12 protein-coding genes are annotated in these 10084 nt (G+C 57.9%); 9 read left to right on the top strand and 3 right to left on the bottom strand.

Translation table 11 applies throughout. The annotated features are described in order from the left end of the window. The 9 genes from BG52_RS08410 to BG52_RS08450 all read left to right on the top strand — a co-directional run. On the top strand, positions 1–477 hold a 477-nt coding region (locus BG52_RS08410), incomplete at its 5' end, for a helicase C-terminal domain-containing protein (RefSeq protein WP_036667095.1). Continuing rightward, complete coding sequence (locus BG52_RS08415) at positions 474–1127, top strand: redox-sensing transcriptional repressor Rex (RefSeq protein ID WP_036582476.1); 654 nt, start codon at positions 474–476, stop codon at positions 1125–1127. The genes BG52_RS08410 and BG52_RS08415, both read left to right, overlap by 4 nt. Next, the gene (locus BG52_RS08420; RefSeq protein ID WP_036582473.1) at positions 1102–2412 is read left to right on the top strand and encodes an amidohydrolase; all 1311 of its coding nucleotides are present in this window, start codon (positions 1102–1104) and stop codon (positions 2410–2412) included. Before BG52_RS08415 ends, BG52_RS08420 begins: the two co-directional genes overlap by 26 nt. Before the next feature lie 47 nt (positions 2413–2459). Further along, on the top strand, positions 2460–2936 hold the full coding sequence (locus BG52_RS08425) for a cell wall elongation regulator TseB-like domain-containing protein (RefSeq protein ID WP_036582471.1): 477 nt from the start codon (positions 2460–2462) through the stop codon (positions 2934–2936). 198 nt (positions 2937–3134) lie between these two features. Next, the gene (locus tag BG52_RS08430; protein ID WP_036582469.1) at positions 3135–3671 is read left to right on the top strand and encodes a hypothetical protein; all 537 of its coding nucleotides are present in this window, start codon (positions 3135–3137) and stop codon (positions 3669–3671) included. Beyond that, positions 3664–5169 (top strand): AAA family ATPase, encoded by a 1506-nt coding sequence (locus BG52_RS08435; protein WP_036582467.1) that lies wholly within the window; start codon positions 3664–3666, stop codon positions 5167–5169. The genes BG52_RS08430 and BG52_RS08435 overlap by 8 nt, the downstream gene beginning before the upstream one ends. A gap of 165 nt (positions 5170–5334) precedes the next feature. After that, positions 5335–6207: a 3-hydroxyacyl-CoA dehydrogenase family protein gene (locus BG52_RS08440; protein WP_036582464.1), complete on the top strand. Its 873-nt coding sequence runs from the start codon at positions 5335–5337 to the stop codon at positions 6205–6207. Next, positions 6204–7427, top strand: a complete 1224-nt coding sequence (locus BG52_RS08445) for an acetate/propionate family kinase (RefSeq protein ID WP_036582461.1) — start codon at positions 6204–6206, stop codon at positions 7425–7427. Before BG52_RS08440 ends, BG52_RS08445 begins: the two co-directional genes overlap by 4 nt. A gap of 86 nt (positions 7428–7513) precedes the next feature. After that, positions 7514–8209 (top strand): DnaD domain-containing protein, encoded by a 696-nt coding sequence (locus BG52_RS08450; protein WP_036582697.1) that lies wholly within the window; start codon positions 7514–7516, stop codon positions 8207–8209. A gap of 148 nt (positions 8210–8357) precedes the next feature. Here the strand turns inward: BG52_RS08450 and mtnB are convergent, their stop codons facing one another. From mtnB to BG52_RS08465, 3 genes are all read right to left on the bottom strand, one after another. Next, positions 8358–9017 carry a methylthioribulose 1-phosphate dehydratase gene (gene mtnB / locus BG52_RS08455; protein ID WP_036582458.1) on the bottom strand — a complete coding sequence of 220 codons (660 nt, stop codon included), beginning with the start codon at positions 9015–9017 and terminating at the stop codon, positions 8358–8360. Continuing rightward, positions 9014–9688 (bottom strand): 2-hydroxy-3-keto-5-methylthiopentenyl-1-phosphate phosphatase, encoded by a 675-nt coding sequence (locus BG52_RS08460; protein WP_036582455.1) that lies wholly within the window; start codon positions 9686–9688, stop codon positions 9014–9016. The genes mtnB and BG52_RS08460 overlap by 4 nt, the downstream gene beginning before the upstream one ends. Beyond that, a partial coding sequence (locus BG52_RS08465; protein ID WP_036667097.1) for a RuBisCO large subunit C-terminal-like domain-containing protein occupies positions 9685–10084 on the bottom strand: 400 nt, incomplete at its 5' end. The genes BG52_RS08465 and BG52_RS08460, both read right to left, overlap by 4 nt.

Consider the following 10084-nt stretch of genomic DNA (forward strand, 5'->3'; position numbering starts at 1 on the left):
GTGATCGGGCAAGGCGTCGACAGCGGCAGCCGCAGCAAGCTGACCCGGCGTTTTCAGCAGCGGCAGTCTTCGGTTCTGCTCGGCACGAGCAGCTTCTGGGAAGGGGTAGACATCCCGGGCGATGCGCTGACGTGTCTGGCGATCATCAGGCTCCCTTTTCAGCCTCCGAACCACCCGCTGCTCGAAGCCAAGGCCGAAATGCTGCAGAAGGAAAAGCAGAATCCGTTCATGAAGCTGTCGGTACCGCAGGCGGTTATCCGTTTTAAGCAGGGCTTTGGACGGCTGGTAAGAACCGCGCAGGATCGCGGAATCGTTCTAATTTACGATACCCGGGTAATTGAAACGTATTACGGCAAATACTTTTTATATTCGCTGCCTGGCCCGAAGATCGAGCACATGCATCTGGATCAGATCGTGCCTCGCATCAGGGAATGGCTGGGTCCGGCGGAACAGACAGACGAGGGGGCGGAGCGATGAAGCAGGTCAAGATTTCCGAGGCGGTCGTCAGACGGCTGCCGATTTATTTGCATGTGCTAAACGAGCTGCTGCGCAGCGAAGTACAAACGGTTTCGTCACAGGACCTCGGACAGAAGCTTGACCTCAATCCGGCGCAAATCCGCAAAGATCTCGCCTATTTCGGAGAATTCGGCCGCAAGGGCATCGGCTACGACGTCTCCTATCTGATCGAGAAAATTCGCCACATTCTGAAGCTCGACCAACCGCTGAACGTCGGCCTGATCGGTGCCGGCAATCTCGGGCACGCGCTATGTAATTATAATACGTATATTAAGGACAACATGAAAATCGTCGCCGTATTCGACGCGCACCCGTCCAAGATCGGCACGCGGATCAACAGCATGACCGTTCAGCCGATCGAGAATCTCAAGCGAACGGTTGACGAGTTGCAAATCCGGATCGGCATTATTACTGTCCCTGCGGCTGAGGCGCAGAACGTGGCGGACCGGCTGGTGCAGGCAGGTGTTGAGGGCATCCTCAACTTCGCGCCGGCGATTTTGAAGGTTCAGGGGGATGTGCGAATCCACCACGCGGATTTTACGACAGAGCTGTTGAGCTTGGCCTATTACTTGGAAAACGGAGCGGATCGCAATGAAGAAACGGTGGATTGAGAACGGAACGTTCGTAACGATGGACGAAACACAGCCGGTCGTAAAAGGGCATCTTGTCCTCGAGGGGGACCGGATCGCCTATATCGGCGAGGCGCATCCGGGAGCTTTGGTCGACGGGGCGGACAGGATGAACGGAAGCGGTCTGGTGTTCATGCCCGGGCTAATCAATACGCACGGCCATGCGGCGATGACGCTGCTGCGCGGGGTGGCCGACGACATGGTGCTGCAGGAATGGCTGACGACCAAAATATGGCCGATGGAAGGGCGTTATACGGCGCAGGATGTGCGCTGGGGCACCTCACTGGCGGCGCTGGAAATGCTGAAAAGCGGCACGACCTCGTTCGTCGACATGTACGACCACATGGATGAGGTAGCTCAGGTTGTTGAAGCATCAGGCATGCGCGGCGTGCTGATGCGGGGAGCCATTGGCCTGTGCCCGGAGGATGTGCAGCGGGAAAAGCTTGCCGAGGCGGTGCAATTCGCCCGCAGCTGGCACGGCAAGGCCAACGGGCGGATTACGACCGTTATGTCTCCGCATGCGCCGTACACATGCCCGCCAGGCTTTATCGAGCAGTTCGTACAGGCGGCCCATGATCTGGATTTGCCGCTTCATACGCATATGTCGGAAACGGCGGCCGAGGTGGAGCGAAACGTGCGTGAGTACGGACTGCGCCCGGTGGAGCATCTCGAAAAGCTAGGCTTCTTCTCGCGACCGTCGCTTGTCGCGCATGCCGTCCATCTCACCGATGATGAAATCGCGCTGTTGGCCCAACGGGGAGTCGGCGTCGCCCATAACCCGGCGAGCAATCTGAAGCTGGCCAGCGGCGTTGCGCGCGTCCCGGCGCTGCTGGCGGCAGGCGTCACGGTCGGCCTTGCCACCGACGGGGCAGCCAGCAACAACAATCTCGATATGTTTGACGAAATCCGTCTGGCTGCGCTTATCCATAAAGGCGTATCCGGCGATCCTACCGCCGTTCCGGCGCTTGAGGCGCTGCGCATGGGAACCGTCTACGGGGCCAAAGCGATCTGGCAGCAGGACCGTCTCGGCATGTTGAAGGCCGGCATGAAGGCTGATTTCATTGCGCTTGATTTCGAACAGCCGCATTTCTGTCCACATACGGACCCGGTATCCCATCTCGTGTACGCAGGCAACGGACGGGATGTGCGCCACGTCTGGGTCGACGGGGAGCAGGTGGTGGATAACCGGCGTTGCACGGGGCTCGACGAGGAGAAAATCCGCGCTGAAGCGCAGCATTGTTACGAAAGGTTGATCTCGGCGATATGAGGGCCAGGGCGAGACGACCCGGTTTTATGACGACGAGGCGATGGACGGTGCTCGGTATACTGGGCGGCGTGCTGATCCTGCTTCTGTTGAATCTGTATATGCAGTGGATTCTGTCGGGCTATTGGCAGGAAGAGCGTGCAGCCGAACGGACGGCGCTCGCCGAAACCCGGTTGACCAAGGTGACCAAGACAGACAAATTCGTTTGGGACGAGACGGCCTGGGTGATTCAGGGCACGGATCAAGCCGGCGAGGGGCTGTTCGTTTGGGTAACCGACAACGGCGCCGAAGCCGTGAAAGCCGGGGACGGCTACCCGCGGGCGCAACTGAAAGCGGATGTGCTGAGGGAGCTGCCCGACGCGAAGCTGATCCGCATCAGACCGGGTCTGCTGGACGGCGAGAAGGTTTGGGAAGTATACTACAGCCGCAAGATGAATGTGCAACGGCATTATTACGGTTTTTACGGGTTTGCGGACGGCCGCAGCATCGTAACCTATAAGCTGCCGGTGAGATCGTCCGGATCATAAAAAAACGCGCGAACAGGTTTAAACGGCTTTCCGTCCGTTGAAACCTGTTTTTTTGATTACATTTTTATTACAGTATTCAAAGTCTGTCCAAACATGATATACTCGGATATAGCAAAATTGATGTATGATGGATGTATGCATATGAGCGTGTCCACGATGAGGGATACGGTTGATCTTTGGAAAGGGGCTTAAACTGCTATGAAAAACTTGCGTCCGATGCCCATTGTTCTGACGGCTGCCATATCCGGAGCCGTTTTGTTTGGAGGCTGGTTCGCCTACGCCGATCTTGCTGTGGAAAAGCCGCTTAAACAAACGATCACCAGCGTGAAAGGCGTCGCGGAGGCCAAGCCTGTTCTCACGAAAGACACCGTTACGGTTGAGCTTGCGCTTGACGATCAAGCCGATTTGAGAACGGTCTACAACCAAATCCGTAAAAAAGGCGCCTCCGAGATCGGAAACCGCGAACTCGTCATAAATATCAAGCAAAAAGAAGATGCCGGGCTGGAGCGAATCTGGTCGGCAGTGCTGTTCGATCTCGCACAGGCCATGGAAAACCGTCGGTATGCGGAAATTCCGGCCGCAGCCGACAGGCTGATGAAAGAAAATGAAGGACTGACGGTGGACACCGAGATGGACGAAACCAATGTGTATTTGACGCTGCGGTTGAACGGTGCCGTTAAATTCGTCATCCTGCCAAGAATTCCGGAGACAATGGGGGGATGGCCGAATGCTTAAATATGCGAAGGAAATCGCCATCGGCCTTGTGCCTGTGATAGTTGCTTTCATGGTTTTTCTGGGTGTAAACGTCGTACCGCTGTTGTTCGGAGCGGTATTCGTCGGGCTGCTGCTATACGCCTTGCGCACGAAGGGCGGCAGCTTGGCGAAGGCGGCCGGCGGCCGCAAAACGGTCAGCCGTGCTCCGGCGCCGCTCTCCTTTGAGGAGATCGGAGGCCAGGAGCGCGCCAAGCAGGAATTGATCGAAGCGCTCGATTTCATCGTCAAGCCGGAGGAAATCATCAAGTTCGGCATCCGTCCGCTGAAAGGGATTTTGCTGACAGGCCCTCCGGGGACGGGCAAAACGCTGCTCGCCAAAGCGGCTGCAACTTATTCGGATTCCGTGTACGTCGCGGCTTCAGGCAGCGAATTCGTGGAAATGTATGTCGGTGTCGGCGCCAGCCGCATCCGCGACCTGTTTAACGAGGCGCGGCAGAAAGCGCAGAAAAGCGGCAAGGACAGTGCGGTCGTTTTCATCGATGAAATCGATGTGATCGGCGGCAAACGGGACGGGGGACAGCACCGCGAGTACGACCAGACGCTCAACCAGCTGCTTACCGAGATGGATGGCATTCACACAAATGACACGCCGCGCGTGCTGCTGATCGCCGCAACCAACCGCAAAGATACGCTCGACAGCGCACTGCTTCGCCCCGGACGCTTCGACCGTCATATCAGCGTTGATCTGCCGGACAAGAAGGGTCGCAGCCACATTTTAACGATCCATGCCCGCAACAAGCCGCTGGATGATCTTGTCGATTTGAACAAAATCGCCGAGGAATCGTTCAATTTCTCTGGCGCCCAGCTGGAAAGCGTGATGAATGAAGCTGCGATCTATGCGATGCGCGAGCAGAGCGACATAATCGGGCAGAGACATCTGTCGATGGCAATCGACAAGGTGATGATGGGCGAGAAAACGGACCGCGAAGCGTCGAAGGAAGAGCGGGAGCGCATCGCGCTGCACGAGCTTGGCCACGCCATCGCCGCAGAGCTCGTCCGTCCCGGCAGCGTGTCGACCGTAGCGTTGTCGCCGCGCGGGCAAGCGATGGGTTATGTTCGCCATAACCCGCAGCAGGAGCAATATTTATACACGCGCGAATATTTGGAAGCCCAAATCATGATCGCGCTCGGCGGGGCCGCAGCCGAAGAGCTGTACTACGGCTCGCGCAGCACCGGCTCCCGCGGTGATTTCGACCAGGCGATGAACATCGTGCGCACGATGGCCGAGTCCGGGCTTACCGAGCTCGGCATCGTCGACAAAAGCATGATTACGCCCGAAGAATGGGCGGCGGTCATGCGCGGAACGCTGGATGCGCTGATGGAACGCACAAAAGCACTGCTGAACGAGAATCGGCCGGTATTCGAGCGCTCCCTGGATGTCCTGATGAAGGAGGAAACGCTGAGCGGCGATCAGTTCCGCACGTTTCTGCAAAGCGCCGGGCAGGCTCAAAGCGCCTGACGGGCGGCAGCGTTCGATGTCCGATTGCGAGCCAAACGTTACAAAATTATGACAAGAGAAGGGCGTCCGCGCGGACGCCTTCTTTTTTGTGTTCGGGGTAAGGTATAATGTAGAGGACTTTACAGCTCGTGTACCCGAAAAAAATGGCAAAGCAGGTGAACATCCATGACGATCCGCAAAGTCGGAGTCGTAGGCGCAGGAACAATGGGACAAGGAATCGCAGAAATGCTGGCATTCAAAGGTCTGGATGTCGAATTGGTGGAGCGCTCGCCGGAGCAGGCGCAGCAGTCTTTACAGCAAATTGCGAACAGCCTTGATAAGCAAATTGAGAAGTGGGCGTTGACGCAGGCAGAGAAAAAGCTCGTGCTCAGCCGCATCAGACCTGTCGATATGCTGTCCGGTCTGGAGGAATGCGAAATCGTGATCGAGACGATTACCGAGGACCTGGACTTGAAAAAAACGATTTTTGAAGAGCTTGACCGATCCTGCAATCCGGACGTCATTCTGGCAAGCAACACGTCCACGCTCAGCTTGACGGAGCTGGCCAGCGTAACCGCGCATCCGGAGCGGGTGATCGGCATGCATTTCGTATATCCCGTCATCAAGACCAATCTGGTTGAAATCGTGCGCGGGCTTAAAACGTCCGACACCACATTCGGCAAGACGAAGCATTTTGTCGAGCAAGTCATCGAGAAGAAAGGCGTCATGGTGTTCGAATCGCCGGGCTTCGTTACGACCCGTCTCATTTGCCTGTTCATCAATGAGGCGCTGCACGTGCTGGAGGAGGGCGTCGCCTCGGCCGAGGATATTGATAGCGCGATGCGGATCGGCTATTCATTCCAGAACGGTCCGTTCGAAATGGCCGACCGCTTCGGGCTCGATGCGGTTCTGGCCGCTCTTGAGCGCATGTTCCGCGAATATGGCGAGCTTAAATACCGGCCGTCGATCGTCCTGAAGAAAATGGTCCGAGCGGGCCATCTGGGCGTCAAAACGGGCGGCGGCTTTTTCAAATACGACAAGGATGGGGACAGGGCATGAAAATACTTGTCATCAATGCGGGCAGTTCATCGCTGAAATATCAATTATACGACATGAAGGACGAATCTGTGCTGGCCAGCGGCAGGGTGGAACGGATCGGCATGGATTCTTCGATCGTCACGCATGAGCCGGCGGACAAGCCGGAGGTGCGCGACGTCCAGGAGATTCTTGATCACGTGACCGCCGTGAAGCGGGTCATCGACCTGCTCGTTTCGCCGCAGCATGGGGTGATCGGGGCCATGACGGACATTGACGCCGTCGGCCACCGCGTCGTACATGGCGGGGAGACGTTCAAGGAATCGGTGCTGGTAAACGCGGAGGTTAAGCTGGAAATCCGCAATTTGTTCGATCTTGCGCCGCTTCACAATCCGGCTCACATGATGGGGATCAACGCGGTCGAAGCAAACCTGCCGGGCGTGCCGCAGGCGGTCGTCTTCGATACCGCTTTTCATCAGACGATGCCGGATGTCGCTTATTTGTATCCGATTCCGAAGGTGCTCTACCGCAGGCACAAAATCCGCCGCTACGGTTTTCACGGCACATCGCACAACTACGTGAGCGAGCAGGCCGCGAAGGTGCTGGAGCAGCCGCTCGAATCGTTGAAAATGATCACCTGCCACATCGGCAACGGCGCCAGCTGCACGGCCATCCTGGGCGGCAAATCGGTCGATACGAGCATGGGGCTTACGCCGCTTGAGGGACTTATGATGGGAACGCGCAGCGGCGATCTCGATCCGGCGATCGTGCCGTTCACGATGAACAAGGAGGACCTGACGCTCAGCGAGGTCAACTCGATGCTGAACAAGCACTCCGGCTTGCTGGCGATCTCGGGCGTGAGCAGCGACATGCGCGAAATCGTCGAAGGGATGGAGGACGGCGATAAAAATTCAAAGCTCGCTTTTGACATGTACACATATCGGCTTCGCAAATATATCGGGTCCTATGCGGCGGCGATGAACGGGGTAGACACGCTTGTGTTTACCGCAGGCGTCGGGGAAAACTCGGTTGCCCTCCGCAAGGCGGTTTGCGACGGTCTGACATTCCTCGGCCTCCGCTTGGATGATGAGCTGAATGCACAGCGCTCGAAGCAGGCGCGTGTCATCTCGGCGCCAGGCTCGGCCGTCCGCGTGCTGGTCGTGCCGACAAACGAGGAGCTGATCATCGCGCGGGACACGTACCGTCTGTCCGCAGCTGCCGCAGAGACGGCCGCCGGAGAATGATTTCGTTGACCGGCGACTGAAACAATGGTTCGCCGAACGGTCGAAGCGCCAGCCGAAGTCACTTGGGAGGGAAGGAAGTGAACGATATGGAACGTGAGCCGTTTGTACGGGGAGTGGCCGCCGCGATGGCAGAGGGAGGGGTCTACTTGCCCGCTTCGCTTCTGCGAGGCTACAGGCGCCTCGGCTTGACGGATTCCGAGCTTGTGCTGCTCATCCAGCTGGCGGTTTACCGACAGGCCGATAACAACGGCTTTCCTACACCGGAGCAGCTGGGCGAAGTAATGGGAATCGGCGCCAAGGCGGTTGGACAGATGCTGCAAAAGCTGCTCAAGGAGAAGCTGCTGACCATTGACGAGATGTTCGATCCGGTATCGGGCGTGCAATCGGAGGTATACAATTGGCACGGCTGGATCGTGAAGACGGCCGAATGGATGGTGACCTTCACCGGACGGGGAACGCAAGCGCCGGTCGCACCTCCGTCAGTCTCGGTCTATGATGAACCGGCACGCCAGCCGGCCGCCCAGGATGTTTTCTCGGTGTTTGAGCAGGAGTTCGGCCGGCCGCTCTCGCCGATGGAGCTGGAGACGATCGGAGGCTGGCTCGACACGGATCGGTATCCCGAGGATTTGATTCGCTTCGCCTTGAAGGAGGCAGTATTTGCGGGCAAGCTCCATTTTCGGTACATTGACAGAATCCTGCTGGAATGGAGCCGGAACCGCGTGACCAATGTGGAGGAAGCGCGCGCGCATGCCGGACGGTTTCGAAACGGAGGAAAAAGCTGAGCGTCCGCGAGGGCGGCTCGGTTTTTTTTGATTTAAAGTGCGGCCCGCGCCGTCTTGATCCTCAACCTCGCTTGCAGCAAAGGCCGGGAGGCGCGCCGCATATGGCGCGCCTCCCGGCCTTTCTTCACCTCCGCTTATGCGGAAGGCTTCATTTTCCGGCAACGCCTGCGTTCAGCAGTTCCCACCGGTACACATATTCAAACAGAAATTCGAACGCTTCGATATGGCGCTTCGCCTCGAAGGCGTTGGCTCCCCAGGCGTAGATGCCGTGCTTGCGCAGCAGAATGCCGGGAATACGCGAGTCCAGTCGCTCAATTACCTCAGGGACGATACGCGGAATTTCGGCGTAATTGGAGACGATCGGAATGTCGATATGGGCTTCTTCTTCCCAAATATTGAATGCTTTGATCAGCTCGACGCCGTCGACCGGCACCGAGCGGCGTTCCCAGAACCGTTCCGAAACGAGATTGTTAAATACGGTATGAACGTGGAAAATGGCGCCGCAGCCAGTCTGCCTGTATATCTCGCAGTGGATCAGCGTTTCCGCCGAAGGCTTCAGCCCCGTCGCTTCCACAGGCTTGCCGGTCTGGTCGACGAACAGAAAGTCCTCGGGCGTTTCCTTGGACTTGTCCTTGCCGCTTGCCGTAACAGCAAAGTGGAACTGCTCCGGCGCATAGTCGCCGACACGGACCGAAAGATTGCCGCTTGTGCCGGCAAACCAGCCCCGTGATGCGAACAGCGATTTGATCTCGCGGAGTTCGTCGAACGCGCGCGCTTTGTCTTCGGTTGTGATCGGTTGAAAGCTCATATGGAGGCAGCCGTCCTTTCTTCCAGGGCGTCGATTACATCATAGAACGATTCGTAAGGAATGTAAGGGACGCCAAGCTCTTTGCATTTATCGATCAGGTGGGAGCGGGCGAAAACGACGTCCGCCTGCTTCGCGCCTTCGAAATCGGTGACGCTGTCGCCAATCAGAATGCGCTCGTACCGGTCGGCCGGAAAACGGCGCATGATCGTCGTTTTGCACATGCCGCAGTCATTAGCGCAGTGCTCGTCACACGGGTGGGGCCAGGTAATCTCGATCCGCTCGCCGGAGAAGTCACTGGCGTTGCAGTAAATATGATCGCGCGGAATGCCAAACCGTTCAAGCAAGGGATAGACGAAAAAGTCGATTCCGCCGCTCGTGACATAGAAGTCGATCGACTCGTATTGACAGAAGCGCAGCAGCTCCGCGAAGCCTTCGCGAATGACGGCGTTGCCGATCGCGTACTCGATGACCTCCTTCTGCATAGAAGTCGGCAAAAGGCGGAAAAGCTCGCCCACGCCTTCGCGGATCGTTTTGCGCTGGGCGACGATGTCGTCGACGATTGCCTTCCAGCCCTCGGGGTTGAAGTGACGGATGATCGCGACAATGTTGTCGTTGACGGTAATCGTGCCGTCGAAATCGCAGAAGATGACGCGCGCTTTGCTGTCTGTCATGATTCTCTGACCCCCCATGCATCAATTGCGGCGCGCAGCGCTTCATGGCGTTCCGCAGCGGCCTGCAGCGGCTCGCCCTGCAGCGTGGCGTCGATCGCCTGCCTGAACGCCTGGCCTCCAGCGGCCGCGCCGAGCGGGTGGCCGTGCACGCCGCCGCCCGCGTTCACGACGACCTCGCTGCCGAAGTCTTTCATAATGAGCGGAACGAGGCCTGGGTGAATGCCTGCCGACGGCACGGGAAAGCTTGTCCGTTCCGGCACCGATTCAGCCAGCAGTGCGTTCCTGACGGCCAGATTCTCTTCCTTCGGCATGACGACCGATCCGTACGGGGAAGGGAAGAGGACGAGGTCCGCGCCGGCGAGCCGCATCAGCTTGCCCAGCAGCAGCGGGGCGGCG

The organism is Paenibacillus darwinianus, from assembly GCF_000598065.1.
Lineage (GTDB): Bacteria > Bacillota > Bacilli > Paenibacillales > Paenibacillaceae > Paenibacillus_I > Paenibacillus_I darwinianus.

Bases quoted from the DNA above. Each gene is read 5' to 3' on its own strand.
- BG52_RS08430 (WP_036582469.1), top strand. From the start codon at position 3,135: ATGAAAAACTTGCGTCCGATGCCCATTGTTCTGACGGCTGCCATATCC.
- BG52_RS08450 (WP_036582697.1), top strand. From the start codon at position 7,514: ATGGAACGTGAGCCGTTTGTACGGGGAGTGGCCGCCGCGATGGCAGAG.
- BG52_RS08435 (WP_036582467.1), top strand. From the start codon at position 3,664: ATGCTTAAATATGCGAAGGAAATCGCCATCGGCCTTGTGCCTGTGATA.
- BG52_RS08440 (WP_036582464.1), top strand. From the start codon at position 5,335: ATGACGATCCGCAAAGTCGGAGTCGTAGGCGCAGGAACAATGGGACAA.
- BG52_RS08460 (WP_036582455.1), bottom strand. From the start codon at position 9,688: ATGACAGACAGCAAAGCGCGCGTCATCTTCTGCGATTTCGACGGCACG.
- mtnB (WP_036582458.1), bottom strand. From the start codon at position 9,017: ATGAGCTTTCAACCGATCACAACCGAAGACAAAGCGCGCGCGTTCGAC.
- BG52_RS08415 (WP_036582476.1), top strand. From the start codon at position 474: ATGAAGCAGGTCAAGATTTCCGAGGCGGTCGTCAGACGGCTGCCGATT.
- BG52_RS08445 (WP_036582461.1), top strand. From the start codon at position 6,204: ATGAAAATACTTGTCATCAATGCGGGCAGTTCATCGCTGAAATATCAA.